This window comes from Leucobacter sp. PH1c (assembly GCF_000633415.1).
Taxonomy (GTDB): Bacteria; Actinomycetota; Actinomycetes; order Actinomycetales; family Microbacteriaceae; genus Leucobacter.
This window is the reverse complement of record NZ_AYMV01000011.1, coordinates 74211-98463: the sequence shown is the minus strand read 5'-3', so window position 1 is coordinate 98463 and position 24253 is coordinate 74211. Positions and strand designations below refer to the sequence as shown.

28 protein-coding genes are annotated in these 24253 nt (G+C 72.1%); 10 read left to right on the top strand and 18 right to left on the bottom strand.

The window, feature by feature from the left end; translation table 11 throughout:
- The first annotated feature begins 32 nt into the window (after window positions 1-32).
- From U874_RS0104120 to U874_RS0104105, 4 genes are all read left to right on the top strand, one after another.
- Complete coding sequence (locus U874_RS0104120; protein ID WP_025133281.1) at window positions 33-680, top strand: hypothetical protein; 648 nt, start codon at window positions 33-35, stop codon at window positions 678-680.
- A 110-nt stretch (window positions 681-790) separates the two neighbouring features.
- Window positions 791-1489, top strand: a complete 699-nt coding sequence (locus U874_RS0104115; RefSeq protein WP_025133280.1) for a copper resistance CopC family protein — start codon at window positions 791-793, stop codon at window positions 1487-1489.
- Window positions 1486-2136, top strand: a complete 651-nt coding sequence (locus U874_RS0104110) for a copper chaperone PCu(A)C (RefSeq protein ID WP_025133279.1) — start codon at window positions 1486-1488, stop codon at window positions 2134-2136. The genes U874_RS0104115 and U874_RS0104110 overlap by 4 nt, the downstream gene beginning before the upstream one ends.
- Window positions 2123-3445: a Dyp-type peroxidase gene (locus U874_RS0104105; RefSeq protein ID WP_025133278.1), complete on the top strand. Its 1323-nt coding sequence runs from the start codon at window positions 2123-2125 to the stop codon at window positions 3443-3445. The genes U874_RS0104110 and U874_RS0104105 overlap by 14 nt, the downstream gene beginning before the upstream one ends.
- A gap of 286 nt (window positions 3446-3731) precedes the next feature.
- Here the strand turns inward: U874_RS0104105 and U874_RS0104100 are convergent, their stop codons facing one another.
- The 4 genes from U874_RS0104100 to infC all read right to left on the bottom strand — a co-directional run bounded on the left by U874_RS0104100 (window position 3732) and on the right by infC (window position 5879).
- Window positions 3732-4529, bottom strand: a complete 798-nt coding sequence (locus U874_RS0104100) for an RNA methyltransferase (RefSeq protein ID WP_025133277.1) — start codon at window positions 4527-4529, stop codon at window positions 3732-3734.
- 77 nt (window positions 4530-4606) lie between these two features.
- Window positions 4607-4990 (bottom strand): 50S ribosomal protein L20, encoded by a 384-nt coding sequence (gene rplT / locus U874_RS0104095; RefSeq protein WP_025133276.1) that lies wholly within the window; start codon window positions 4988-4990, stop codon window positions 4607-4609.
- Window positions 4991-5039: 49 nt separating this feature from the next.
- Complete coding sequence (gene rpmI, locus U874_RS0104090; protein WP_025133275.1) at window positions 5040-5234, bottom strand: 50S ribosomal protein L35; 195 nt, start codon at window positions 5232-5234, stop codon at window positions 5040-5042.
- Between the two features lie 81 nt (window positions 5235-5315).
- Window positions 5316-5879, bottom strand: coding sequence for a translation initiation factor IF-3 (infC, locus tag U874_RS14120; protein WP_025133274.1), 564 nt, complete (start codon window positions 5877-5879; stop codon window positions 5316-5318).
- Between the two features lie 302 nt (window positions 5880-6181).
- Between infC and U874_RS0104080 the strand changes: the two genes are divergently transcribed.
- On the top strand, window positions 6182-6601 hold the full coding sequence (locus tag U874_RS0104080; RefSeq protein ID WP_025133273.1) for a DUF1844 domain-containing protein: 420 nt from the start codon (window positions 6182-6184) through the stop codon (window positions 6599-6601).
- 89 nt (window positions 6602-6690) lie between these two features.
- Here the strand turns inward: U874_RS0104080 and U874_RS0104075 are convergent, their stop codons facing one another.
- Entirely contained in the window at window positions 6691-7122 is a 432-nt protein-coding gene (locus tag U874_RS0104075) for an Lrp/AsnC family transcriptional regulator (RefSeq protein ID WP_025133272.1), read from the bottom strand.
- Window positions 7123-7201: 79 nt separating this feature from the next.
- Here U874_RS0104075 and U874_RS0104070 point away from each other — a divergent pair, with 79 nt between their 5' ends.
- Together U874_RS0104070 and U874_RS0104065 are read left to right on the top strand one after the other, a co-directional pair.
- On the top strand, window positions 7202-7942 hold the full coding sequence (locus tag U874_RS0104070; RefSeq protein WP_025133271.1) for an AzlC family ABC transporter permease: 741 nt from the start codon (window positions 7202-7204) through the stop codon (window positions 7940-7942).
- On the top strand, window positions 7935-8261 hold the full coding sequence (locus U874_RS0104065; RefSeq protein WP_025133270.1) for a branched-chain amino acid transporter permease: 327 nt from the start codon (window positions 7935-7937) through the stop codon (window positions 8259-8261). Before U874_RS0104070 ends, U874_RS0104065 begins: the two co-directional genes overlap by 8 nt.
- 24 nt (window positions 8262-8285) lie before the next feature.
- On the opposite strand, the gene U874_RS15295 is transcribed toward U874_RS0104065, so the two are convergent.
- The 10 genes from U874_RS15295 to U874_RS0104015 all read right to left on the bottom strand — a co-directional run bounded on the left by U874_RS15295 (window position 8286) and on the right by U874_RS0104015 (window position 16527).
- Window positions 8286-8435 carry a methionine/alanine import family NSS transporter small subunit gene (locus U874_RS15295; protein ID WP_115651489.1) on the bottom strand — a complete coding sequence of 50 codons (150 nt, stop codon included), beginning with the start codon at window positions 8433-8435 and terminating at the stop codon, window positions 8286-8288.
- Window positions 8432-10036 (bottom strand): sodium-dependent transporter, encoded by a 1605-nt coding sequence (locus U874_RS0104055; RefSeq protein WP_025133269.1) that lies wholly within the window; start codon window positions 10034-10036, stop codon window positions 8432-8434. Before U874_RS0104055 ends, U874_RS15295 begins: the two co-directional genes overlap by 4 nt.
- 112 nt (window positions 10037-10148) lie before the next feature.
- Entirely contained in the window at window positions 10149-11042 is an 894-nt protein-coding gene (locus U874_RS0104050) for an SseB family protein (protein WP_025133268.1), read from the bottom strand.
- A gap of 31 nt (window positions 11043-11073) precedes the next feature.
- Window positions 11074-11853 (bottom strand): bifunctional 1-(5-phosphoribosyl)-5-((5-phosphoribosylamino)methylideneamino)imidazole-4-carboxamide isomerase/phosphoribosylanthranilate isomerase PriA, encoded by a 780-nt coding sequence (gene priA / locus U874_RS0104045; RefSeq protein ID WP_025133267.1) that lies wholly within the window; start codon window positions 11851-11853, stop codon window positions 11074-11076.
- A 23-nt stretch (window positions 11854-11876) separates the two neighbouring features.
- The gene (gene hisH, locus U874_RS0104040) at window positions 11877-12524 is read right to left on the bottom strand and encodes an imidazole glycerol phosphate synthase subunit HisH (protein ID WP_025133266.1); all 648 of its coding nucleotides are present in this window, start codon (window positions 12522-12524) and stop codon (window positions 11877-11879) included.
- The gene (hisB, locus tag U874_RS0104035; protein WP_025133265.1) at window positions 12521-13129 is read right to left on the bottom strand and encodes an imidazoleglycerol-phosphate dehydratase HisB; all 609 of its coding nucleotides are present in this window, start codon (window positions 13127-13129) and stop codon (window positions 12521-12523) included. Before hisB ends, hisH begins: the two co-directional genes overlap by 4 nt.
- 25 nt (window positions 13130-13154) lie before the next feature.
- A complete protein-coding gene (locus tag U874_RS0104030; RefSeq protein ID WP_025133264.1) occupies window positions 13155-13976 on the bottom strand; it encodes a cytochrome c biogenesis CcdA family protein in 822 nt (273 codons plus the stop codon).
- Window positions 13977-14061: 85 nt separating this feature from the next.
- A complete protein-coding gene (locus U874_RS0104025) occupies window positions 14062-14847 on the bottom strand; it encodes a thioredoxin domain-containing protein (RefSeq protein ID WP_029987617.1) in 786 nt (261 codons plus the stop codon).
- A 44-nt stretch (window positions 14848-14891) separates the two neighbouring features.
- Entirely contained in the window at window positions 14892-15980 is a 1089-nt protein-coding gene (locus U874_RS0104020) for a histidinol-phosphate transaminase (protein WP_025133262.1), read from the bottom strand.
- Between the two features lie 106 nt (window positions 15981-16086).
- Window positions 16087-16527, bottom strand: a complete 441-nt coding sequence (locus tag U874_RS0104015) for a LysM peptidoglycan-binding domain-containing protein (protein WP_025133261.1) — start codon at window positions 16525-16527, stop codon at window positions 16087-16089.
- Between the two features lie 256 nt (window positions 16528-16783).
- On the opposite strand from U874_RS0104015, the gene lexA reads away from it, so the two are divergent.
- From lexA to lipA, 3 genes are all read left to right on the top strand, one after another.
- Window positions 16784-17449 (top strand): transcriptional repressor LexA, encoded by a 666-nt coding sequence (gene lexA / locus U874_RS0104010; RefSeq protein WP_025133260.1) that lies wholly within the window; start codon window positions 16784-16786, stop codon window positions 17447-17449.
- Between the two features lie 103 nt (window positions 17450-17552).
- The gene (gene lipB / locus U874_RS0104005; protein ID WP_025133259.1) at window positions 17553-18308 is read left to right on the top strand and encodes a lipoyl(octanoyl) transferase LipB; all 756 of its coding nucleotides are present in this window, start codon (window positions 17553-17555) and stop codon (window positions 18306-18308) included.
- A complete protein-coding gene (gene lipA / locus U874_RS0104000; RefSeq protein WP_025133258.1) occupies window positions 18305-19324 on the top strand; it encodes a lipoyl synthase in 1020 nt (339 codons plus the stop codon). Before lipB ends, lipA begins: the two co-directional genes overlap by 4 nt.
- A 179-nt stretch (window positions 19325-19503) precedes the next feature.
- On the opposite strand, the gene U874_RS0103995 is transcribed toward lipA, so the two are convergent.
- The 3 genes from U874_RS0103995 to metE are packed head-to-tail and all read right to left on the bottom strand — an operon-like array spanning window position 19504 to window position 24126.
- Window positions 19504-20409, bottom strand: coding sequence for a methylenetetrahydrofolate reductase (locus U874_RS0103995; RefSeq protein WP_025133257.1), 906 nt, complete (start codon window positions 20407-20409; stop codon window positions 19504-19506).
- Entirely contained in the window at window positions 20406-21761 is a 1356-nt protein-coding gene (locus U874_RS0103990; protein WP_025133256.1) for a hypothetical protein, read from the bottom strand. The genes U874_RS0103995 and U874_RS0103990 overlap by 4 nt, the downstream gene beginning before the upstream one ends.
- Before the next feature lie 4 nt (window positions 21762-21765).
- Complete coding sequence (metE, locus tag U874_RS0103985; protein ID WP_025133255.1) at window positions 21766-24126, bottom strand: 5-methyltetrahydropteroyltriglutamate--homocysteine S-methyltransferase; 2361 nt, start codon at window positions 24124-24126, stop codon at window positions 21766-21768.
- Window positions 24127-24253 lie beyond the last annotated feature (127 nt).

The window sequence follows — 24253 nt, the reverse complement described above, 5'->3', positions numbered from 1 at the left end:
TCGGTGCCGCGCGGACGCGTAGACTGGGCCGCATGCAGAGCTCGCGGCGATCCCCGCGGGTCGCCCCCGCTCCGGGGATGACCCGCGGCGTTCGCGTACTCCGCGGCTCGCTCGGCGCCTCCGTCGCGGTGCTCCTCGCCGCAGCCTCCCACGGCATCGCGGGCGGCGTGATCACGTGGGCCTCGGTCGCCGCGACCGTCGTGCTCACGCTCCCCCTCTGCGTCGCGCTCGCTGGCCGCGTCGGCTCCGTCTGGCGCCTCGCGCTCGCCGTCTCCGCGGCGCAGTTCCTCTACCACTGGACGTTCGCCGGGCTCGGCGTCGCCGGCCCCGGCGCCTCGGGCGCTGCCGGTGCGACGCCCGTCTCCCCGCACGCGGCGCACCTCGCCGCGCTCGAGAGCTTCTCCCCGCGACTCGCCGAGGCCGGGACCGCCGACACCGCCATGTGGATCTGGCACCTCATCGCCGCCGTGCTCACGACCGTGCTGCTCGCCCGCGGAGAGCGTGCCTTCCTCGCCCTCGGGCGCGCGCTCCGCCGCGTGCTCACCGAGCGCCCGCGCCAGCTCGCACCGCTCCCCCGCGCGCTCCGCCCGGCCGCGCGCTTCGCCGCGCCCCGCGCGCTGCTCGATCGGCTCCTCACCGCGGGCGCGATCACCCGCCGCGGCCCGCCGCTCCCCGCCTGATTCACCTCATCGTTTCCCGCGCCCACCCTCGCGGGCTCCGTCCGCGCACCCGCGCGCCCGGGGCAGCGGCGCACCACGGACCGGCGCTTGCCGGAGAGAATCAGGAGACCATGTCTCACACCATCCCCCAGACTGCTCGACGACGCGCCTCGCTCGCCGCCGCAGCGGTCGCGCTCCTCGCGGGCGCAGCAACACTCGGCGTCGCGGCTCCCGCGCTCGCCCACGACGAACTCATCGCCACGGAGGTGGTCGCGAACGCGAGCACCGGCGCGGTCGAGGCGTTCGAGCTGAAGTTCAACAACAGCATCATCGAGGTCGGCACCGAGATGGTCGTCACGGGCCCCGACGGCGCGGATGCCCGCGACGGCGATCCCGAGATCGCCGGCCCCGTCGTCACGCAGAACCTGCGCGACGACCTCGAGCCCGGCGACTACGCCGCCGCTTGGCGCGTGGTCTCGAGCGACGGCCACCCGATCGAGGGCGCCTTCGGCATCTCGATCGCCGCAGACGGCACCGGCAAGATCGTCGACGCCGCGGGCATCGACGCCGCTCAGCCCGGCGCCGCGGACGACCACGAGCACGCAGACGAGGCCGAGGCTCACGAGCACGGCCCCGACCACGAGCACGGCACGGAGGAGACCGGCTCCGGCCTCCCCCTCGGCGGGATCCTCGCCGCGGCAGGCGGCGTGATCGTCGTCGCCGGCGGCGTCACCGCAGCCGTCATCGGCCGCCGCCGCCGCGCAAACGGCATGGCCGCCTCCACCCAGAACTTCACCGACACCACCTCGACCGAGGGAGACCCCCAGTGACCCGCATCGCCTCCGCACACGCCATCGCACGCACCCGCACGATCGGCGCGCGCACGCTCACGCTCTCCGGGGCAGCCCTCGCCGCGGCGCTCCTCCTGAGCGGCTGCACCAGCGCGCCCGCCCAGGACGCAGCGGCGAAGCACACGACCCAGGAGGCCGCAGCGGAGCAGGGCGGCCACTCGGCGTTCTCGATCGAGGGCGGCTGGGTCAAGGCGCAGGAGGGCATGACGGGCGTCTTCGGCACCCTGAAGAACTCCGGCAAGACCGACCTCACGCTCGTGAGCGTCGAGAGCCCCGCCGCGAAGATGGTCGAGCTCCACGAGACCGTCACCTCCGGCGCCACGGCGACCATGCGCGAGGTCGAGGGCGGCTTCGTGATCCCCGCTGGCGGCTCCTTCGAGCTCGCCCCCGGCGGGAACCACATCATGTTCATGGACATGCCGAAGCCGATCCTGCCCGGCGACGATGTGGCGCTCACGCTCCGCTTCGACGACGGCTCGACCGCCGAGGTCACCGTGCTCGCGAAGGCGACCGAGGGCGCCCAGGAGAACTACGAGGGCGGGTCGAAGGACACGACCGAGGGCGAGATGGACCACGGCGACATGGATCACGGCGACGCCGCGAGTGATGAGCATGCCGCGCACTGAGCCGGCTCCCGTTTCGAGCAGCGCGGCCCCCGATTCGGGGGCCGCGCCTGCGGCTCCCGGCTCGGGGGCCGCGCCCGCGGACTCCGGGGCGCCCGAGTCGCGCCGGATCGGCCGACGTGCGCTCCTCACGGGGGGCGCCGTCGGCGCGGGGCTCGGCGCCGCGCTCGGCCTCGGCGCAGCGCTCGGCATCCCCGCGCTGCGCGAGGCCGCTGCCCCCGCCGGGTCCGGAGCGGACGCCGACTTCGGCGGTGAAGCGCTCCCCTGCCACGGCGCGCACCAGGCGGGGATCGTCACCCCGCCGACCGCGCACGTGCGCTACCTCGCCTACACCCTGCGCCCGGAGACCGACCGCGACGGAATCCGCCGCATGCTCCGGATCCTCACGGGCGATGTCGAGGGCCTCACCTCGGGGAGCGCCCCGCTCGCCGATCCCGAGCCCGAGCTCGCCGCCCGGCCCTCGCGCCTGACGATCACCGTCGGCGTCGGGCCGGAACTTGTCGACCGGGTGGATCCCGCCCGCCGCCCCGAGTGGCTCGCGCCGCTCCCCGCGTTCTCGCGCGACCGGCTCGCCGGCACGCACGATGGGGGCGATCTGCTGCTCCTCCTGCAGGCCGACGATCCGCTCCCCCTCGCGCACGCCGCGCGCATGCTCGAGCGCGATCTGCGGGCCTTCGCCGAGCTCGCCTGGAGCCAGCAGGGCTTCCGGCAGGCACGCGGCTCGGAGCCGTCCGGCACCACCATGCGGAACCTCATGGGCCAGGTGGACGGCACGATCAACCCGGCGCCGAAGGACGAGGACTTCACGGACCTCGTCTGGGTGACGACGGGCGACTCCGCGGGCGGCGACTGGCTCGCCGGCGGCTCCGCGCTCGTGCTGCGGCGCATCCGGATGGAGCTCGACACCTGGGACCAGGTGGACCGGCCGGGCCGGGAGCAGACGATCGGGCGCACGCTCGACGACGGCGCCCCGCTCACGGGCGGCTCGGAGCACACCCCCGTCGACTTCGAGGCGAAGAACGCGCTCGGGCTCCCCGTGATCCCGAGCTACGCGCACATCCGCCGCGCGCACTCGACGGACCCGTCCGAGCGGATCTTCCGACGGGCGGCGAACTACGACGAGGGCGGCGAGTCCGGGCTGCTGTTCGCGTGCTTCCAGCGTGATCCCCGCACGCAGTTCGTGCCGATCCAGCAGCGGCTCGACGAGCTCGACCTGCTGAACGAGTGGGTGACGCACACCGGCTCGGCCGTGTTCGCGATCCTGCCCGGCTTCCGCCCGGGTGAGACGCTGGGTGCCGCGCTGCTCCAGTAGCGCGCCGTGGGGCCGCCGCGTTCCGGCGCGGCGGCCCCGCCCCGAGGGCTCGCGCGGCTGCGCTCGCCTGCGCGGTTGCGCGGTTGCGTTCGCCTGCGCGCCCACTTTCGCGTCAGCGCCCACGTTCGCCTGCGCGCCCACGTTCGCCTGCGCGCCCACGATTCCTCGGAGAAATCTGATTTCTCGGAGCCACGCCCCTCAAGATCTCCGAGATTCGTGATTTCTCCGAGAATCAGGCGGGACGGGACGAGACAGGGAAGGCGCGAGGACGCAGACCAGCCAGCCGCTAGCCGCGCTGCGCGAACGCCGTCTCGTAGATCAGCACGCTCGCGGCCGTCGCCAGGTTGAGCGACTCGGCGGCGCCGTAGATGGGCAGCTTCAGGCTGCGGTCGGTGAGCGCGCGCTCGTCCTCGGAGAGCCCCCGCGCCTCGTTGCCGAACACCCAGGCGACCGGACCGGCGATCGCGCCCTCGGCCCGCGCCGCGAGGAGGTCGCTGCCGCGCACGTCTGCGGCGAGCGTCGTGAGGCCGGCGGCGCGCGCCGCGTCGACGGCGGCGGCCAGGTCGGGCGCCACGGCGACCGGCAGGTGGAAGAGCGAGCCCGTCGTGGAGCGCACCACCTTCGGGTGGAAGGGGTCGATGCTCTCCCCCGCGAAGATCACCGCGTCGGCGCCCGCCGCGTCGGCGGCGCGCAGCACCGCGCCGGCATTGCCGGGATCCCGCACCTCGTGCAGGATCGCGACCAGGCGTGCGTCCGCGAGCGCCTCCTCGAGCGCGGTGTCCCAGGTGCGGGCGACGGCGATGACGCCCTGCGGGGTGATGGTCTCGGCCATCGCTGCGAGCACGGGCTCCGTGACCCGCTCGAGCAGCACGCCCGCATCGGAGGCGAGCCGATCCAGCTCGTGCTGCCAGGGCTCGGTGCCCATCGTGGCAAAGACGACCTCGGCGAGCTCCGCTCGGTGGGCAAGCAGCTCGCGCACCGCCTGCGGCCCCTCGACGAGGAAGCGCCCCTGCGCCGTGCGCTCCTTCTTCTTCGCGAGCGCCGCGGCCCGCTTCACACGCATCGACTTCGGGTTCTCAATCACCCCGCAAGTCTACCGAGCCCCGGAAACGCAGAACGCCCCGTCCGCAGGGACGGGGCGTTCTGACGAGTACCGGTGCGTTACGCAGCCTTGGGAGCCGAGGTGTCCTCGGGCAGCGCCTGCTTCGCGACCTCGACGAGCGCGGCGAAGGCCTTGGGCTCGTTCGTGGCCAGCTCGGAGAGCATGCGGCGGTCGACCTCGACACCCGCGAGGCCGAGGCCCTGGATGAAGCGGTTGTAGGTGAGGCCGTTGGCGCGGGCGCCAGCGTTGATGCGCTGGATCCACAGGCGACGGAAGTCGCCCTTCTTCTTGCGACGGTCGTTGTAGGAGTAGACCAGCGAGTGGGTGACCTGCTCCTTGGCCTTGCGGTAGAGGCGCGAACGCTGGCCGCGGTAGCCCTCGGCGCGCTCGAGGATGACGCGACGCTTCTTGTGGGCGTTGACTGCCCGCTTTACTCTTGCCATTTCAGTTCTTCCTTACAAAATCTGTGATGAAAAGCGTGGTGCTCGCGGCTTAGTGGCCGAGGAGCTTCATCGCCTGCTTGGCGTCACCCTTGGACAGCACCTGCTCAGCGTTCAGGCGGCGCTTGCGGCGCGAGGACTTCACCTCGAGGTTGTGGCGCATGCCGGCCTGCTGCTTCATCAGCTTGCCGGAGCCGGTCAGCTTGAAGCGCTTCTTGGCCCCCGAGTGGGTCTTCTGCTTTGGCATCGATTTCTCCTTGTTGTGTGCGCGCCCGAGGGCTGCGTTGTGCACGGCTGCTGCGGCGCGAGGCGCACGCTGCGCCGACAATTAGTCGTCGGAATCGGCAGGCCCGGAAGCCTTGTCCGCCTTCCGCGTGGCCTTCTCCTCGGCGCGACGAGCGTTCTGCTCCGCCTTCGCCTCGGACTTGTTCTTGAGCGGGGCGATGACCATCACCATGTTGCGGCCATCGATCCGGGGGTTCGACTCGACGGTGCCGAACTCGGCGATGTCTTCGGCGAACTGCTGCAGCAGGCGGACACCCTGCTCGGGGCGCGACTGCTCACGACCGCGGAACAGGATCATGGCCTTCACCTTGTCGCCCTGCGACAGGAAGCCCACGGCGCGCTTCGTCTTGGTCTCGTAGTCGTGCTTGTCGATCTTCAGGCGGAAGCGGACCTCCTTGAGGACCGTGTTCGCCTGGTTGCGGCGAGCTTCCTTGGCCTTCTGAGCAGCCTCGTACTTGAACTTGCCGAAGTCCATGATCTTGGCCACCGGGGGCTTCGAGTTCGGGGCAACCTCAACGAGATCGAGATCGGCGTCGGCAGCCATGCGCAGTGCGGTCTCGATCGGCACGACACCGACCTGCTCGCCACTGGCACCAACCAGTCGCACCTCGGGGACGCGGATTCTGTCATTCGTACGGGGATCGCTGATCGCCGGCTCCTCTGCTTCAGTGTGGCCACTCCCGTTCGGGAGAACCGTGGACGCTCCCTGGCGGGAGTCACGGAGAGGAAGACCGGGACCGCGCACGCGCCGCCCCACACCCTTCACTGCTGCCTCCTGGGAGGCGGGGTGTCAACAACCCGATAACCTAGAACTGGTGCCGGGTGGGAGAATCTCCTCTTCCGCGTCTCAGCAAAATGCCGAGAACCGAATCAATATTAGCACATCACCGCAGCAACAGTCAGGACAGCATGAGCGAGAACCCCAGCGATCAGCCGCAGACCGAGCCCGCAGCAGCGGATTCGGGCCCCGAAGCTCAGGCGCAGCAGGGCGTGGGACAGGACGACGTCGCCCAGGCGACGCGCGATATCGCGGATGTCGCCGCGGTCGAGGTCATCACCACGGCGGCCGTGCACCTCCTCAGCGCCGCGGCGGTGAAGGTCGGCCTCGCGGACGATCCCGAGACCCAGACCGACCTGGACGAGGCGCGCAAGCTCATCAACGCACTCGCCGGGCTCATCACCGCGGGCGCCCCCGAGGTGAGCGACATGCACGCCCGCAGCCTCCGCGACGGCCTCCGCTCGGTGCAGCTCGCGTTCCGCGAGGCCTCCGCGATCCCCGACGCCCCGGGCAAGGGCCCGGGCGAGAAGTACACCGGCCCCGTCAACTGAGGTCGACGCCCGGGCGGACGGATCCCGCCCGGGCGGACTTGCCCGGGCAGGCGGGCCCCGACCCGGCGCACCCGCCCGGGCGCAGCTGCTTACTTGATGTTCTTCATCGCGAAGTGCGAGCTCACCTTGCCCACCCCGCGGATCGACATGATCCGCTGCGTGAGGAACTCCTCGTACCCCGCGAGATCGGCGACGGCGATCCGGAGGTAGTAATCCGGCGTGCCGAAGAGCCGCTTGAACTCGGACACCTCGGGGAGCCCGGCGGCCTCCTGCTCGAAGCCGGTCACCACCGAGGCCTCCTGCGTCACGAGATCGACGTGGAGGATCACCTCGAAGCCACGCCCCACCGCGTGCGGGTCGACGATCGCCCGGTAGCCCCGGATCACACCCTCTGCCTCGAGTCGCTGCACGCGGCGCAGGCACGGGCCCGGCGTGAGCCCGACCCGGGACGCGAGATCCACGTTCGTGATCCGGCCATCGCGGACCAGCTCGTCGATAATTGCGCGATCCAGAGCATCCATGCAGCTATCTTGCACCAACTCCGCGAATCAGGCACGATCACGCATGCACATTGCGCGGAATCTCCGCGAATATAGTTCCATGCACGAACCCCCGGCCGATCCGCACGGCGACGCACTTCCCCCGGGGGTGCCGCAGACCCGAGCCGCCCAGATCCGCGCGGGCCTCGGAGACTCCCTCGGCGTCGGGATCGGGATCTTCCCCCTCGGCATCGCGCTCGGCGTGCTCGTCGTCCAGGCCGGGCTCCCCTGGTGGCTCTCCCCAGCCCTCGCCATCGGCGTGTTCGCCGGATCGGTCGAGCTCCTGCTCGTCGGCATGCTCGCAGCGGCCACCCCGCTCGTGACGATCGCCGTGACGGTGTTCGCCGTGAACTTCCGCCACGTGTTCTACGCGCTCTCGTTCCCCGTGCAGCGCGTGCGCCGTGGGCTCCCCCGCGCCTACTCGACCTACGCGATGGTCGACGAGGCCTACGCGACCTACGTCCTCATGCCGCCGGAAAAGCTCTCGTCCGCGCGCATCGTGAGCGGCCAGCTCGCCATGCAGGCGTACTGGGTCGGCGGCGGGCTCGTCGGCGTCGCGATCGCCGCGGCGCTCCCGGCGCCCATCGAGGGCTTCGAGTTCGCGCTCGTCGCGCTGTTCATCGTCATGACGCTCGACGCGCTCCGCAGCCGCCGCGAGGTGCCGTCAGCCGTACTCGCGGGGCTCGCGGTCACGGTCGCCCTCGTGGCGTTCCCCGGCCAGGCGCTGCTGGCCGCGCTGCTCATCTTCACCGCCGCCCTCGGGGTGCGCTACGTCATCACGAGAGGGGCCGAACGTGCCTGAAGTCGGGTACCTCGTCGCCGGAGTCGTGGTCGCGGGGCTCATCACGCTCGCGCTGCGCGCGCTCCCCTTCGCAATCCTGAAACCGCTGCGGAAGTCGAAGTTCGTGCAGGCGCTCGGACGCTGGATGCCCGCCGGCATCATGCTGATCCTCGCCGTCGTCGTGCTGCGCGACGAGGTGGCGAAGCGCCCCGAGCAGGCCTGGGCGGTCGCCGTGGCGGCGATCGTCACCGTCGCGGTGCACCTGCTCGGGAAGCGCCGAGCGCTCCTCAGCATCGCGGCGGGCACCGCCTGCTACGTGCTGCTGCTCAACCTGCTCTAACAGCACGCAGCGGGCGGCCGCGGACTACTCGAGCCGCTCGTGCACGCTATCCTCGCCGCCGGCCGGGTACTCCTCGACCTCCGGGCGGCGGGACAGGAAGATCGTGCTGCCGATGAGCCCGCCCCAGATGATGACGAGGGCGAGGGTCAGGAATGTGATGGCAATCGGGGTCATCGTGCGCGCTCCTCAGCTGCGTCGGGGCCGGCTGCGTCCGCGCGGGACGCCGTGCGCACCGCGGCCGGAACCGGCGGCCAGGGGGTGAAGCGGTCCGGATCGTAGCGCCACGGGGTGAGCGTGAGCACGATCGAGCCGATGATCATGAGCGCGACCGAGCCCCAGCCCACAATGAGGAGGTAGCCCGTGTCGTAGCCGGAGTAGGGCTCCTGCACGAGGTTGACGATGGTGGCGATGAGCATGTAGCCGAGTACGAGCGGCCCGAGCACCGACACGAAGAAGAGCCACGTGCGGCCGACGCGGAAGGTCGACAGGATACTCAGGTGACCCGAGAGCTCGGTGCCCGCGCGGCGGATCCAGAGCACCGTGATCGTCATCACGACGGCCGAGGAGACGATGCCGATGTTGTTCGCCCAATTGTCGATCGTGTCGAGCGCGGTGAGGCCCGACTGGGTGCCGAAGAGCACGACCGAGATGACCGCGAGCACGCCGCCGATGCCGTAGACGGCCTTGCGGCGCGTGAGGCCGAACTTGTCCATCACGCCCGCGAGGATCACCTCCATGATGGAGATCATCGAGGTGAGGCCGGCGAGCGTGAGCGCCCCGAAGAAGAGCGCGCCGAAGATCTCGCCGCCGGGCATCTCCGCGGCGATCGCGGGGAACGTCATGAACGCGAGGCCGACGCCCTTGAGGCCCTCGAGATCGGCGACCGCGACGCCCTGCTGGTGCGCGAAGAAGCCGAGCGTCGCGAAGACGCCGATGCCCGCGAGGATCTCGAACGACGAGTTGCCGAACGCGACCACGAGGCCCGGGCTCGTCATGTTCGAGCGGCGGCGGCGGTAGGACGCGTACGTCATCATGATGCCGAAGGCGACGGAGAGCGAGAAGAAGATCTGGCTGTAGGCCGCCACCCAGACCGAGGGATCGGCGAGCGCCGCGAAATCGGGGGTGAAGAGCGCGTTCAGGCCCTCGGCCGCGCCGGGGAGGAACAGGGCGCGCACCACGAGCACGAGGAAGCCCACCACGAGGAGCGGGATCGCGACCATGTTGAGGCGCTGCACGCCGCGGACGACGCCGGCGCCGAGGACGACGAGCGCCACGATCCACATGATCACGAGCGGGATCAGCACGGCGGGCACGAAGGTGCCGCTGAACGGCTCGGCCGAGAGCTGCAGGTACTCCCCCGTGAAGTAGCCGGCGGCGTCGTCGCCCCAGCGGAGGTCGAAGGAGTACACGAAGTAGCTCGACGCCCACGCGAGCACGGCCGTGTAGTAGATCGCGATGAAGACGCAGATCATCACCTGGAACCAGCCGATGCCCTCGCCGAGCTTCCCCGCGAGGCGGCGGAGGGCGAGCGGGGCGGAGCCGCGGAAGCGGTGGCCGATCGCGTAGTCGAGGAAGAGGATCGGGATGCCCGCGGTGAGCAGCGCGACGATGTACGGGATGAGGAAGGCCCCGCCGCCGTTCTCGTACGCGACGCCGGGGAAGCGCCAGATGTTGCCGAGGCCGACCGCGGAACCGATCGCCGAGATGATGAAGCCGATCTGGCCGGTCCATTCGGCGCGCTGCGGCGCGGCGGGGGCTGAGGTGGTCTGCGTCATCGTTCTCGCTTCGTCGGAGGTCGACGCCGCGCAATGGGGCTGCGCGGCGCCGGAGGCACCCCGAGAGCGTAGCAGGCCGTCGCGCCCGCGCGGCGGAAACCCGAACGGATTGCTACGCGGCGCTCGGCCGCACCCGCATCGAGTCGACGCGCTCCGCGATCACCTCGGCGCTCGCCCAGCGGCCCTGCAGGCGCTCGAGCAGCCCGCTCAGCGCGGCGCGGTCGAGGCCCGGCGCGAGGCGGAGGTGCACGTCGACCTCGGGGGCGAGCAGGCGCCCCTCGGGGTCACCCGGCGCGAGCCAGAGCTCCACCACGGCGGGCTCCTCGGCCGTCGCCGCGCGGAAGGCGGCGTGCACATCGTCGTCGGCCCACGCGGGGACGTAGGGCTCCCCGAGCGCGAGGGCGCGAAGCGCGGGGCGCCGCACACCGTATTCGGCCTCGGGCGTCGCGGCGTCGAGGATGAGGAGGTCGGTCTCCTCCTGCACCGCGGCGAGCGCCGCCTGCGTCGCCGGCACCGGGATGGGACGCGCCTCGTCATGCCAGCGGCCGAGCGTCTCGACCGAGCTGAACACGGGCAGCACGCGCCGCCCGTCGGGGGCCGCGACCGTGACGATCGAGAGCTCCTGGGTCTTCTCGACCGTCTTCCCCTCGGGGGTGAGGCCGAGGTCGCCCGCCTCGGCAAGCATCGGCACGAGCACCCGCGCCGTCGCAAGGGCCGCGATCACGTCGCCGTGCGCCGCGGCGATCTCGGCGACGGCCGCCCAGTGCGCCTCGGCGCTCGATGCCTCGGCGGCGGCGCGGGCCGCTGCGCGCAGGCGGCCGACCGCCTCGGCGACGTGGACGGGGGTCTCCCCGGCGTCGTCTGAGAACGCCGTGCCGTGATGGTCGAACGTGCGGCCCTCCCACGGGAAGCCCGCGGAGTCTGCCGCGCCGCCGGCGACGAGGCTCTCCGGGACGCCGGTCGAGCGCGGCGCATCGCCGGTCGACGGGAGCTTCTTGATCGCCACCGCGTGGGTTCCCCTCTCCGCTCGCCTCGGACTAGGCGTTCGCGCCGGCGCCCGCGGACTCGGGCCGACCCGCGATGTCGAGGGCCGCGGGGAGCGTGAACGCGCCGTCGTAGAGCGCCTTGCCGATGATCGCGCCCTCGACGCCGAGCGGCACGAGCTCGCGCAGCGCGACGAGATCGTCGAGGCTCGAGACGCCGCCCGAGGCGACGACCGGTCGCTCGGTGCGCTGGCACATCTCGCGCAGCAGCTCGAGATTCGGGCCGCGCAGCGTGCCGTCCTTGGTCACGTCGGTCACGACGTAGCGCGAGCAGTTCGCGTCCTCGAGCTGCGCGAGCACGTCCCACAGGTTGCCGCCGTCCTCGGTCCAGCCGCGCGCCGCGAGCGTCTCGCCGCGCACGTCGAGGCCGACCGCGATCTGATCGCCGAAGCGGGCGATCGCGGCGCGGGTCCACTCGGGGTTCTCGATCGCTGCGGTACCGAGGTTCACGCGGCGCGCACCCATCTCGAGCGCAGCTTCGAGGCTCGCATCGTCACGGATCCCGCCCGAGAACTCGATGTTGACGGCGGTTCCGGCGCGCTTGATGATCTTGCGGGCGACGGCGACGTTGCTCCCCCGCCCGAAGGCCGCGTCGAGATCGACGAGGTGGATCCACTCCGCGCCCTGCTCGATCCAGTCCATCGCGGCGTCGACCGGGCTGCCGTAGTTCGTCTCGGTGCCGGCCTCGCCCTGGGTGAGGCGCACGGCCTTCCCGTCGACCATGTCGATCGCGGGCAGCAGCTGCAGCTTCGGTCCCTCGGTGAACTCGCTCATGTGTGGTGTGCTCCTTGGTGGGGTCAGAACGTTGCGAGCCAGTTGCGCAGCAACTGGATGCCGGCTTCGCCGGACTTCTCCGGGTGGAACTGGGTCGCGCTCAGCGGCCCGTTCTCCACGGCGGCGATGAAGCGCTCGCCGTGCTCGGCCCAGGTGACGCGGGGCTTCGTGGCCGCGCTGCGGCCCTCGATCTCCCACTCCGTCGCGGCGTTCGAGTGGACGAAGTAGAACCGCTCGTCGGAGATCCCGGCGAAGAGCCGCGAGTCCGCAGGGGCATCGACGGTGTTCCAGCCCATGTGCGGCAGCACGGGAGCGCGCAGCTCGCGCACCGTGCCGGGCCACTGGTCGAGCCCCTCGGTCTCCTGCCCGCGCTCGATCCCGCGCGCGAACATCACCTGCTGGCCGACGCAGATGCCGAGCACGGGGCGCCCGCCCGCGAGTCGACGGTCGATCAGCTCGTCCCCGCGCACCGCGCGCAGCTGCTGCATCACGGCGTCGAATGCGCCGACGCCCGGAACGAGGAGGCCATCGGCCTCCTGCACCGCGCGCGGATCCCGCGTCAGCTCGACCTCGGCGCCGGCGGCCGCGAGGGCCTTCACGGCGGAGTGGACGTTGCCCGAGCCGTAGTCGAGTACGGCGACGCGGGGGCGTGCCCCGGTCGCTGCGCTCACAGCGCGCCCTTGGTGGAGGGCACGCCCGTGACGAGCGGATCGAGCGCCTTGGCCTGGCGGAACGCGCGTGCGAAGGCCTTGAACTCCGCCTCGGCGATGTGGTGCGGATCGCGCCCCTCGATGAGCTTCAGGTGCACCGTGAGGCGCGCGTTGAGCGTCAGCGCCTCGAAGAAGTGCCGCACCATCGAGCCGGTGTAGTGGCCGCCGATGAGGTGGAACTCGAAGCCGGCCGGCTCCCCCGAGTGCACGAGGTAGGGCCGCCCGGAGATGTCCACGACCGCCTGAGCGAGCGCCTCATCGAGGGGCACGAGCGCGTCGCCGTAGCGGGAGATGCCCCGCTTGTCGCCGAGCGCTTCGAGGAGGGCCTGGCCGAGCAGGATTCCGGTGTCCTCGACCGTGTGGTGCACGTCGATCTCGACGTCGCCCTGGGCGCGCACCGTCAGGTCGGTGAGCGAGTGGCGCGCGAACGCGGTGAGCATGTGGTCGAAGAAGGGCACCCCGGTCTGGACGTCGGAGGCACCGGTGCCGTCGAGGTCAAGGCTCAGGCTGATCTGGGACTCGCTCGTGGAGCGCTCGAGCGAGGCCGTGCGTGTGGCTGCGGTCATGCCGCCAGTCTATCCGGCTTCCGGGTCAGGCCGCGGCCCGGCGCCCGCGGCGCCGACGCCCGAGGAACACCCCGAGCCAGATCCCCACGAGGAGCGCGAACACGATCGCGACCGCCCACCCGGGAACCGCATTCGCCCAGCCCATCACCTGGGCCTCGAGCTGCGCCTGCGCGGTCGCGCCGAGCACGCCCCCGAGCGAGGTGGTGCCCTGCGTGACGAGCAGCAGGATGCCGATCCCGATCGTGAGGAGCCCGCCGATCACGTTGGTCCACGCATTGCGCCAGCGCCCGATCACGAGCTCGCGCGGGCGCACCAGGCGGCGCACCGCGGGCACCCGGTCCCAGAGGAGGGCGAGGAGCACGAGCGGCACCGTCATCCCCGCGGCGAACACGAGCAGCACGAGGCCGCCGAGGAGCGGGTTGCCGCCGAACGCCGCGAACGCGAGCGCCGCGCCGAGCAGCGGGCCCGCGCACACGCCCGCGAGGCCGTAGACCGTGCCGAGGGCGAAGACCGAGGCGATCGACGCGCTCTTCGCGCCCTGCTGCGGGACGACCCCGGGGATCCGGATCCCGAGCAGCATGGCCGCGCCCAGCACGATGACGAGCACGGAGGCGACCGTCACGAGCGCGAAGCGGTTCTGGTTCACCCAGGCTCCGAGCGTCCCGGCGAGCAGCCCGAGCGGCACGAGGGAGGTCGCGAGGCCCAGGAAGAAGACGCCGGTGCGCGCGAGCAGCGCGCCCGGGCTCGAGAACGCGTAGGCGAAGAACGCCGGAAGGAGCATGACCGAGCAGGGGCTCAGCAGTGTGAGCACGCCGCCGAGGAACGCGCCGAGGAGGCTGAGCGACATCAGCGCGCCTCGCGCCGCTGCGCGCGCAGCCCGGTGTGCGGCGCTGCGCGGCGCGCCGCCGGGATCTCGGTGCGCGGGGCTCGAGTCACTTCGCGGCGTCCACGGCCTCGTCGAGCAGCGCGCGGAAGGTGTCGACCGGCTGGGCGCCGCTCAGCGCCTGCCCGTCGACCGCGAAGAAGGGAACGCCGCTCACCCCGAGCTGCTGCGCCTGTGCCGTGCTCTGCGCGACGGCCTCCTGCAGATCCGCGCGGGTCATGTCGGCCTCGAACTTCGTGAGGTCGGGCACGCCCACCTGCTTCGCGAACGCGAGGAGTTCCTCGGCCGGGAGCTCGGGGTGGCCGCTCTCGGGGGCAGCCTCGTAGATCGCCTGCACGAACTCGAAGTACTTGCCCTGCTCCCCCGCGGCGCGGGCGGCCACGGCGGCGCGCGTCGACTGCTCGCCGAAGTAGGCGACGTCGTGCAGTTCGATCCGGACCTTGCCGGTCTCCACGTACTCCTCGATGAGCACCGGCAGGGTGTCCCGGGAGTAGACGGCGCAGAACGGGCAGCGGAAGTCGATCCACTCGCTCATCACGACGGGAGCATCGATGTCGCCGATCGCCATCGTGTCGTCGGGGTCGCGCCGCTCAAGGCTCGCGCCCGTGGCATCGCCGCCCGAGCCGGAGGCGCCATCCCCAGAGGTGCCCGCGCCGCTGCCTGCCGCGTTCCCGGCGGCGGAGCCGGAGCCGCCCGAACCAGCCTGCGCCAGCTGGACGCCCCCGAAGACGAGCCCGGCGATCGCGACCGCGCCGAGCGCGAGGTTCAGCGTGCGGGATCGGCGGAGCTTCCGCTCGAGCTCATGACGGGGCAGGGCTTCGGGTGGCTGAGGCATGCCTCCAGGCTATCCGGCGCCCGAAGCGCACCCTCACCGAACTCTCAGGCTCGTGCGCCGCCCGGGCCGAGCGCCGCGATGGCGTCGATCACCGCGCTCGTCTCCTCCCGGGTCCCCGCCGTGATGCGCAGGTGGCCGGGGATGCTGAGGTTGCGGATCAGGATCCCCTGAGCACGGAGCGCCTCGAAAGTAGCCGCCGGGTCGGCGAAGCCCCCGACGAGCAGGAAGTTCGAGCCCGAGGGGTGCACCTGGTAGCCGAGCTCGGTGAGTGCCGCGTCGAGGCGGTCGCGCTCGGAGCGGATCTCGGCGACCGCACCGAGCATGGCGCCGGAGTGGCGGAGCGCGGCGGTGGCCGCCGCCTGGGTGAGCGCGGAGAGGTGGTACGGGAGGCGCACGAGTCGGAGCGCGTCGACGACCGCCGCGTCTGCGGCGAGGTAGCCGAGGCGCACCCCGGCGAAGGCGAAGGCCTTGCTCATCGTGCGCGAGACGAGGAGCCGGGGGCGGCCCGGCAGGAGCGCGACGGCGCTCTCCGTCTCGGCGTCGAACTCCTGGTACGCCTCATCGACGATGACGATGCCGGCGCTCGCCTCGGAGGCGGCGCGGATGACCTCGCGGTCGAGCACCGTGCCGGTCGGGTTGTTCGGGCCGCAGAGGATCACGATGTCGGGGGCGTGCTCGGCGATCGCCGCGGTGACGAGCTCGGGGGTGAGCACGTAGTCGGCCGGGCGGGGCACGTCGATCCAGGCAGTGTCGGTGCCGGCGGCGAGCAGCGGGTACATCGAGTAGGTGGGGCTGAAACTGAGCAGCGAGCGGCCGGGGCCGCCGAATGCCTGCAGGATCTGCTGCAGCACCTCGTTCGACCCGTTGGCTGCCCAGAGCTGCTCGGCGGTGAGGCCGTGACCGAGGTATCCCGCGAGCGACTCGCGGAGTTCGAGGAACTCGCGATCCGGGTAGCGGTTCACCCCGCGGACGGCGCGGGCCAGCGACTGCACGATGTCCTCGACGACTTCGTCGGGGATGGGATGCGTGTTCTCGTTGACGTTGAGGCTGACGGGCACCGGATCCTGCGGGGCTCCGTACGGCTGCTGGCCGACGAGGTTGTCGCGGAGGGGGAGATCACTGAGGCTGGTCACAGCCCCAGTCTAGTTTTACTTCGTGCGGTACTTCGCGTGAGCGAGGAGCGCCGTCCGAGCGACCAGGCCGAGGCGCAGGCCCAGGCCCCGACGGACGCACGCTTCCCTACTCCGGGAGGCCGAGTTCTGCGGCGGGGATGGTGGCGGGGCTGTCCGCGTAGCGGAGCGGAACGGCGAGCGGCTGACCGGCGTCGACGCCCGAGTCGACGAGCTGGTTCAGGTGGACGATCTCCGCGACGAGATCGCGCGGATCCGCCGTCGGATCCAGCTCGGTGGCGACCTCCCACAGCGAGGACCCCGGGGTGACCACGACGTAGGAGAACTCCTGGCCGCCCTCGGAAGGATCTGCCGCACTCGCCTGCGGAGCGGCGAACGTCGCGAGGAGCGCGAGTGCCGCGGCGACGACCACCGTGGCGAGCGCGCCCAGCACGATGCGCCCGCGACGGGTCAGCCGCAGGCGAGTGGGAGCTGCGAGCGCGACTGCGCGCTCGGCGGCAACGGACGCGGGAGCGGTGATCCGGGATCCGGTGAGAGTTGCGGCACTCATGGGACTTCCTTTCGTCGCGACGCCCGCGGGCTGGCGCCATGCGAACATCTGTTTCGAATATATCTTCGAGTATTCGAAACCGCAAGCCCTGCTTCGAAGATCAGTTTCGATCTTTTCGAACGACACTCGAACAGATGTTTGCCCCCGCCGCGAGGGCGGGGCTAGGGTTTCGACAACGAGATCACTGAATCAGGCACCTCAGACATTCATCGATCCCCGCCACGAGCCCCGCCCCTCCGGGCGCGAAAGGACCGCCATGAGCGACGTCGCAGCAGCCCGTCCCAGGAAGCCGTTGAGCGAGAAGCAGCAGGCCATCCTGGAGTTCATCGCACGCTCGGTGGAGACCCGCGGCTACCCGCCGAGCATGCGCGAGATTGGCGACGCCGTCGGCCTCTCCTCCCTGTCCAGCGTCACCCACCAGCTCAGCCGGCTGGAGCTGGGCGGCTACATCCGCCGCGATCCGAACCGGCCGCGCGCACTCGAGATCCTGGTCGAGCTCGCGAGCACGAGCGAGGCCCTCGGGGACGGCGCAGGCCCCCAGCCCGAGGAGGCCGCCTATGTCCCGCTCGTCGGGCAGATCGCCGCGGGCGTGCCGATCACCGCGGATCAGCAGGTCGAGGAGATCGTGCCGCTCCCCCGCCAGCTCGTCGGCGACGGCCAGCTCTTCATGCTCCGCGTTGTGGGCGAGTCGATGATCGACGCCGCGATCTGCGACGGCGACTTCGTGGTGGTGCGCCAGCAGCGCGAAGCGGAGAACGGCGACATCGTGGCCGCCATGCTCGACGGCGAGGCTACGGTCAAGGTGTTCCGCCGGCGCGACGGCCACACCTGGCTCCTCCCCCGCAACAGCGCGTTCGAGCCGATCGTCGGCGATCACGCCGAGGTGCTCGGCAAAGTCGTCGCGGTCTTCCGCTCGGTCTGAGCCGCGGCGGCACGTCCGCCCGCGCCCCTCAGGGCCCCTCCACGGAGGGGCCCTTTTTTGTGCGATGTTGATTTGTTGAACCGGGTACATCTAATATGGCGCCATGATCGCACACGCCGTTCACACCGCCACCCCGCCCCAGCGCGCCCGCGCCGCGCTCGCCGCGCATCCGCCGCACGGGACCTCGATCCCGCCCCAATCCGTGCGCCCCGCGCCCCCGGCCATCAGGGTCACCGAGCGCCTCGCGACGCCCGTGCCCTACGCGGACGGGCTGCTCCTCCAGGAGTCGGCGGCGGACCGGCTCGTGGCAGGCACGGATCACGGCACGCTGATCCTGCTCGAGCATGAGGCGGTCTACACCGCCGGGCGGCGATCCGATCCCTCCGACTTCCCCGTCGACGGCACACCGGTCGTGCCCGTCAACCGCGGAGGGAAAGTCACCTGGCACGGTCCCGGCCAGCTCGTCGGCTACCCCGTGGTGCGGCTCGCCACCGGCGTGGGCGTCGTCGACTGCGTGCGCGTACTCGAGGGCGCGCTGCTCGAAACCGCCGCCGCCTTCGGGGTGACCGGGATCCGGATCGACGGCCGCGCGGGGGCCTGGGCAGCGCCCGCTCCCGGAATCGCTCCCGTCAAGTTCGGCCAGGTGGGGATCCACGCGAGCGCGGGGATCATTACGCACGGTGTCGCACTCAACTGCAGCAACTCGCTCGACCCCTTCGCGAACTTCGTGCCCTGCGGGATCACCGACGCCGGCGTGAGCACACTGAGCGAGCTCGCCGGCCGCACCATCACCCCCGCGGACGCGGCGCCCCACCTGCGTTCCGCCCTCCTCCGCGCGCTCGAGGGGATCACCGCATGAGCGCCCGGATCCTGCCCTCGACCGGCACGCGCCCCGAGCCCGAGGGCAGGAAGCTGCTCCGCGTCGAGGCGCGCAACGCGCAGACGCCCATCGAGCGCAAGCCGGAGTGGATCAAGACCCGCGCCCGCACCGGTCCCGAATACCGCGATGTGCGCGACCTTGTGAAATCGGAGGGGCTGCACACCGTCTGCCAGGAGGCGGGCTGCCCCAACATCTACGAGTGCTGGGAGGACCGCGAGGCCACGTTCCTGATCGGCGGGTCGATCTGCACGCGCCGCTGCGACTTCTGCATGATCACCTCGGGAAAACCCCTGCCCCTCGACCGCGATGAGCCGCGCCGGGTCGCGGAATCCGTGCGCACCATGGGGCTGCGCTACGCGACCATCACGGGCGTGACCCGCGACGATCTGCCCGACACCGGGGCCTGGCTCTACGCCGAGACGATCCGGCAGATCCACGAGCTCAACCCGGGATCCGGCGTCGAGGTGCTCGTCGACGACCTCGGCGGCCGCTCCGACGGGCTCGCGCAGGTCTTCGCCGCGGAGCCCGAGGTGTTCGCGCACAATCTCGAGACCGTGCCCCGGATCTTCCGGCGGATCCGCCCCGGCTTCCGCTACGAGCGCTCGCTCGAGGTGATCGCCGAGGGCCGCGCGGCAGGCATGATCACGAAGTCGAACCTCATCCTCGGGATGGGCGAGACTCGCGCCGAGATCTCCGAGACCATGCGCGAGCTGCGCGACTCCGGCTGCCACATCCTCACGCTCACGCAGTACCTCCGGCCCACGACGCTCCACCACCCGATCGACCGCTGGGTGCGTCCCGAGGAGTTCGTGGAACTGAAGGCCGAGGCCGAGGAACTCGGTTTCTCGGGCGTGCTCGCGGGCCCGCTCGTGCGGTCCTCGTACCGCGCGGGTCGGCTCTGGGCCGAGACCATGCTGCGCACGGGGCGCGAGGTGCCCGAGCATCTGCAGCACCTCGCCGAGCGCGCGGCCGCCGACTTCCCCCAGGCGGTGTGAGCGAGCGCTCGGGTTCCCGCGGGTTCTTGGGTCCGCGGCTCCTTGATTCCGCGGCTCCCCGATTCCTCGGAGAAATCCGATATCTCGGAGCTTTTCACGGGGCAGGCTCCGAGATTTGAGATTTCTCCGAGAACAGAGGCGCCTCGGGGCGGGGCTGCGGCTGCGCCGAGCCTCCCGCCCTACCCCAGCGGGGACGGGGTGAGCAGGTCAAGCTCCCGCAGGACCGCCAGCACCTGCTCGTGCCGGTTGAAGGTGTACAGGTGCACGGAGGGCGCCCCGCCAGCGAGGAGCTGCCGCGCGAGCTCGACCGTGTGCTCCACGCCGAGCTCGGGGGCGTAGCCGCCCGCCTCGGCGAGCTCGGCCGCGAGCAGCCCCGGCGCGGGCCGGCCCGCGAGCTGGGCCACCTTGCGCAGCTGCGCGCTCGTCGACACCGGCATGAGCCCGGGCAGCACCGGGATCCGCAGGCCGGCGGAGCGAGCATCGGCGACGAACGACAGGTACTCGTCCGCCTCGAAGAACAGCTGCGTGATGGCGAACTGCGCGCCCGCTTCCTGCTTGGCGATGAGCCACTCGATGTCTTCCGCTCGCGAGCGGGACAGCGGGTGCCCGTTCGGGTACGCCGCAACCGCCGTGCGGCCCACGCTCGTGAGGGCGGGGCGCTCGGCGCGCGCCTCGGCAACGAGCTCGACGAGTTCGAGCGCCGAGAGCGAGCCGGACACCTCCGGATCGGCCTCGGTGCGGCCGCGGGGCGGGTCCCCGCGCAGCGCGAGGAAGTCGTGCACGCCGGCGTCCATGATGCCGTGGATCGCCCGCCGCACGGCCTCGCGCGACTCCCCCACCGTAGTGAGGTGGGCGAGCGGCAGCGCGTCGGTGTGATCACGGAGGTACTTCAGCAGGTCGACCGAGGCGTCCCGGTTGGAGCCGTTCGCGCCGTAGGTGACCGAGATGAAGTCGGGGCCCGCCGCGGACAGGTGCTGCACAGCGTGCCCGAGCGCGAGCGCGGCGGCGCCGCTCCGCGCGGGGAACACCTCGAAGGAGAAGCGCGCCCGGGTGGGCGCGCTCCCGGTCAGGAGATCGGGGCTCATGCGCCGGCCCCCTCGCGCGCAGCGGCGGGAACCGCGGGTGCCGGATCGGCCCCGCCGTCACCGCCGTCACCGCCTGCACCGGGCGCGCCAGCGGCACCCGCACCCTCATCGGCCGCTCCGGCGGCGGGCTTCCCCGTCGCGCCGTACCCGGCGTAGGAGATCCCCGCCCCAGCGAGACCCGGGCTTCCCGCGAGCTCCTCTGCGGCGAGCGCCGTGCCCCGCACACGGGCGGCGATCTTGGCGAACGCCACGTCGCGCGCGAAATCGGGCGAGCCGTGCCGCGGCTTCTCATCGATCAGGTAGGGCGAGAAACCGCAGTCGTCGGTCGAGCCGAGCAGTTCGGCCGGGATGAAGCGGGCGGCGCGCACCAGCTGATCCCGCACCTGCTCGGCGGTTTCGAGCTTCGGGTTCGTGGGGTTTGTCACGCCGAGGAGCACGCGCGGCACCGCGCCGCCCGTGCCGGCTTCGGCGGCGGCGCGCGTGCGCCCGCGCAGCTGCCTGCCCACGAGCCGAGCCACGCGATCCGGCTCCTTCTCCCCCGCGGCCTGCACGAGGAAGTAGCCGGCCTCGATCTGGAACAGCTCCGGCAGCAGCTCGGCGTAGTCGATGTCCGCACTGTGGGCCGAGTCGTTGTCGTTGCCCGGGCAGGTGTGCACGCCGACGGCGCTCCGCTCCTCCGGGGTGAGGCGATCCAGCACCCGGTTGATGAGCTCGATGAAGCCCCCGAGCGCCTGCGGCCCCGCCCAGGGGGCGCGGAGGTCGCGCCGGAGCGCGAGGCGCCCCTCGGTGAAGTCGATCGAGACGCGCGAGGCGCCCGCCGCGAAGGAGCGGCGGATGTCCTCGGCGCAGCCCGCGACGACGTCCTCCAGGAAGTCCTCGCGCCGGTACTCGCCCACGCCGCCCTCGGGCACCATGAGCGAGAGCATCGACGGGGAGATCACGGCCTGCTTGAGCGGCAGCTCGGTGAGGGCGCGCGCGGCGGCCACGTCCTCCGCAGCCCAGGCCTGGAAGCGGAAGGGCGCGCTCGCGAGGCTCGGGATCACCCGGTGGTGACCGTCGGCGAACACGGCGAACACCGGCCCGGCCGAGAGGTCCTCGGTGCCGAGCGGGTAGCTCGCGAAGCTCTCGCGCCGCTGCTCGCCGTCTCCCACGATCGGGGAGCCGGTCGCGGCGAAGCGCTCGATGGTGTCGGCGACGGCGCGATCCTGCTCCGCGCGGAGCTCCGCGGCCGTGGCCAGTCCCGTGTCCGCGTCGAGCACGGCCCGCTGCAGGCGGGCCGGGCGCGGCAGGGAGCCGACGGCCTCCGTGGGGAGGCCGTCGGCAGGCCAGGGCGCGAAGGAACCCTGGGCCACGGCGCTACGCTCCGCGCACGGCGCGGGCGGCCTGCACGAGGTTCGTGAGGCTCGCGACCGTCTCGTCGTAGCCGCGGGTCTTGAGGCCGCAGTCGGGGTTCACCCAGAGCTGCTGGCCCGGGATCCGCGCGGCGGCGATCCGGATCAGTTCCTCCTGCTCCGCGGCGCTCGGCACGCGGGGCGAGTGGATGTCGTAGACGCCGGGGCCGATCCCGCGCGAGTAGCCGTGGTCGCCCAGCGGGTCCACGACGTCCATGCGGCTGCGGGCCGCCTCGATGCTCGTCACGTCGGCGTCGAGACCGTCGACGGCGCCGATGATCTCCCCGAACTCCGAGTAACAGAGGTGCGTGTGGATCTGCACGTCGCTCGCGGCACCGCTCGTCGCGAGGCGGAACGCGCCGACCGACCAGTCGAGGTACGCGGCCTGACGGTCCGCATCGAGCGGGAGCAGCTCGCGCAGAGCGGGCTCGTCGACCTGCACGATCTTGATGCCCGCCTCGACGAGGTCGTCGATCTCGTCGCGGAGCGCAAGCGCCACCTGCTCGGCGGTGTCCGCGAGGGGCTGATCGTCGCGCACGAACGACCAGGCGAGGATCGTCACGGGGCCCGTGAGCATGCCCTTCACCGGCTTCTCGGTGAGCGACTGCGCGTAGGCCGACCACGCGACGGTCATGGGCGCGGGGCGCGAGACGTCGCCCCACAGGATCGAGGGCCGCGTCGCGCGGGTGCCGTACGACTGCACCCAGCCGTGCTCGGTCACCGCGAAGCCGTCGAGCAGCTCGGCGAAGTACTGGACCATGTCGTTGCGCTCGGCTTCGCCGTGCACGAGGACGTCGAGGCCGATCTCCTCCTGGAGGCGGATCACGCGGGCGATCTCCTCGCGGAGGAAGCCATCGTACGCGGCCTGGTCGATCTCGCCGCGGCCGAAGGCGGCGCGGGCCTTGCGGATCTCGGTCGTCTGGGGGAACGAGCCGATCGTGGTGGTGGCGAGCTCGGGTACGCCGATGCCCTCCTGGGCTGCGCGGCGATCCGCCTCGTCGGCCCGGCTGCGGTCGGCTGCGGTGACCGCGGCCGCGCGGGAGCGGACCCCGTCCACGCGCACGCCGGGCGCTGCGGCGCGGTCGGCGAGAGCCGCCTCGGTGGCGGCCAGCTCGGTCTCGACCGCCGCGGCGCCCTCGGCGAGGCCGCGCGCGAGCACGCCGACCGCCTCCACCTTCTGGTCGGCGAAGGCGAGCCAGGATGCGAGGCGCGCGTCGAGCTGAGTCTCGTCGGCGACGTCGTGGGGCACGTGCTGCAGAGAGTTCGACGTGCCGATTACGGTCGCGATTCCCGCGTCCGCGATGCGGGCCGCGGTCGCGAGCGCCGCGCGCAGGTCGGTGCGCCAGATGTTGCGGCCGTCGATCACGCCGGCGACGAGCTGCGTCCCGGCGAAGGCGCGGGCGAGCGAGCCGTCGGCGAGCGCCGCCTCGGGCAGCGTGCCGCGCACGAGGTCGGCCTGCACCGCCTCGACGGGGAGCGCACCCAGGCGCGCGAGCGCTGCCGACGAGTCGCCGTACGGGGCCGTGATCAGGATCGCGGGCCGCTCGGCGCCCGCCTCGGCCGCGCCGAGGACGGCGTAGGCGCGCTCCACGAGCTGGAGCACCTCTTCACGCGGCACGGACAGGGAATCCGAGACGAGGGCGGGCTCGTCGAGCTGCACCCACGCGGTGCCCGCCTCGGCGAGCGCACGGAGCAGCTCGGCGTAGACGGCGACGACCTCGTCCAGCCGGTCGATCGGTGCGAAGCCCTCGCCCGCGTCGTGGGCGGGCTTCGCGAGGAGCAGGTAGGTCACGGGGCCGACGAGCACGGGGCGGGACTCGATCCCCTGCTCCGCCGCCTCGACGTGCTGCGCGAGCAGCGCTGCGGGGTTCGCCGCGAGCGGGGTCGTCGCGGAGATCTCGGGCACGCTGTAGTGGTAGTTCGTGTCGAACCACTTCGTCATCTCGAGCGGCTGGTGCGCCTCGTCGCCGCGGGCGAGCGCGAAGTAGCTCGCGAGGTCGTCGCCCTGCTCGGCGATGTCGGCGAAGCGCTGCGGGATCGCGCCGAGCGCGAGCGTCGCGTCGAGCACCTGGTCGTAGAAGCTGAAGCTCTCGGGCACCGCGCCGCCCGCCGCGGGGAGGCCGAGCTCGACGAGGCGGCTCCGGGTCGTGGCGCGGAGCTCGCGGGCCGCGGCGAGGAGCTCGTCCTTCGAGAGGTTCCCCTTCCAGAACGACTCGACGGCGCGCTTGAGCTCGCGGCGCCGGCCGATCCGGGGGTAGCCGAGGATCGTGGCCTGCGGCAGCGGGGTGACGCCGGCGGGCGCGGTGGGGTGGGCGGGAGCGGTCATGGGATCCTCCGGGAACGTGCGGGGCGAGGCCCGGCGGGTGCCCCGGGCTCTCACACGCTAACCTCGGGCGGCCCCGCACCGCGCGCATGTTTCGGCGTATGAACTACGCCGTGTTACGGCGTGCTAC

Coding starts and splice junctions, on each gene's coding strand:
- U874_RS0104105 (WP_025133278.1), top strand. CDS start 2,123: ATGCCGCGCACTGAGCCGGCTCCCGTTTCGAGCAGCGCGGCCCCCGAT.
- lipA (WP_025133258.1), top strand. CDS start 18,305: ATGAGCGCCCGGATCCTGCCCTCGACCGGCACGCGCCCCGAGCCCGAG.
- U874_RS0104055 (WP_025133269.1), bottom strand. CDS start 10,036: ATGACGCAGACCACCTCAGCCCCCGCCGCGCCGCAGCGCGCCGAATGG.
- U874_RS0104030 (WP_025133264.1), bottom strand. CDS start 13,976: ATGTCGCTCAGCCTCCTCGGCGCGTTCCTCGGCGGCGTGCTCACACTG.
- U874_RS0104115 (WP_025133280.1), top strand. CDS start 791: ATGTCTCACACCATCCCCCAGACTGCTCGACGACGCGCCTCGCTCGCC.
- U874_RS0104080 (WP_025133273.1), top strand. CDS start 6,182: ATGAGCGAGAACCCCAGCGATCAGCCGCAGACCGAGCCCGCAGCAGCG.
- metE (WP_025133255.1), bottom strand. CDS start 24,126: ATGACCGCTCCCGCCCACCCCACCGCGCCCGCCGGCGTCACCCCGCTG.
- hisB (WP_025133265.1), bottom strand. CDS start 13,129: ATGACCGCAGCCACACGCACGGCCTCGCTCGAGCGCTCCACGAGCGAG.
- U874_RS0104120 (WP_025133281.1), top strand. CDS start 33: ATGCAGAGCTCGCGGCGATCCCCGCGGGTCGCCCCCGCTCCGGGGATG.
- U874_RS0104015 (WP_025133261.1), bottom strand. CDS start 16,527: ATGAGTGCCGCAACTCTCACCGGATCCCGGATCACCGCTCCCGCGTCC.
- U874_RS15295 (WP_115651489.1), bottom strand. CDS start 8,435: ATGACCCCGATTGCCATCACATTCCTGACCCTCGCCCTCGTCATCATC.
- U874_RS0104025 (WP_029987617.1), bottom strand. CDS start 14,847: ATGCCTCAGCCACCCGAAGCCCTGCCCCGTCATGAGCTCGAGCGGAAG.
- rpmI (WP_025133275.1), bottom strand. CDS start 5,234: ATGCCAAAGCAGAAGACCCACTCGGGGGCCAAGAAGCGCTTCAAGCTG.
- U874_RS0104075 (WP_025133272.1), bottom strand. CDS start 7,122: ATGGATGCTCTGGATCGCGCAATTATCGACGAGCTGGTCCGCGATGGC.
- rplT (WP_025133276.1), bottom strand. CDS start 4,990: ATGGCAAGAGTAAAGCGGGCAGTCAACGCCCACAAGAAGCGTCGCGTC.
- priA (WP_025133267.1), bottom strand. CDS start 11,853: ATGAGCGAGTTCACCGAGGGACCGAAGCTGCAGCTGCTGCCCGCGATC.
- lexA (WP_025133260.1), top strand. CDS start 16,784: ATGAGCGACGTCGCAGCAGCCCGTCCCAGGAAGCCGTTGAGCGAGAAG.
- U874_RS0104070 (WP_025133271.1), top strand. CDS start 7,202: ATGCACGAACCCCCGGCCGATCCGCACGGCGACGCACTTCCCCCGGGG.
- U874_RS0103995 (WP_025133257.1), bottom strand. CDS start 20,409: ATGAGCCCCGATCTCCTGACCGGGAGCGCGCCCACCCGGGCGCGCTTC.
- lipB (WP_025133259.1), top strand. CDS start 17,553: ATGATCGCACACGCCGTTCACACCGCCACCCCGCCCCAGCGCGCCCGC.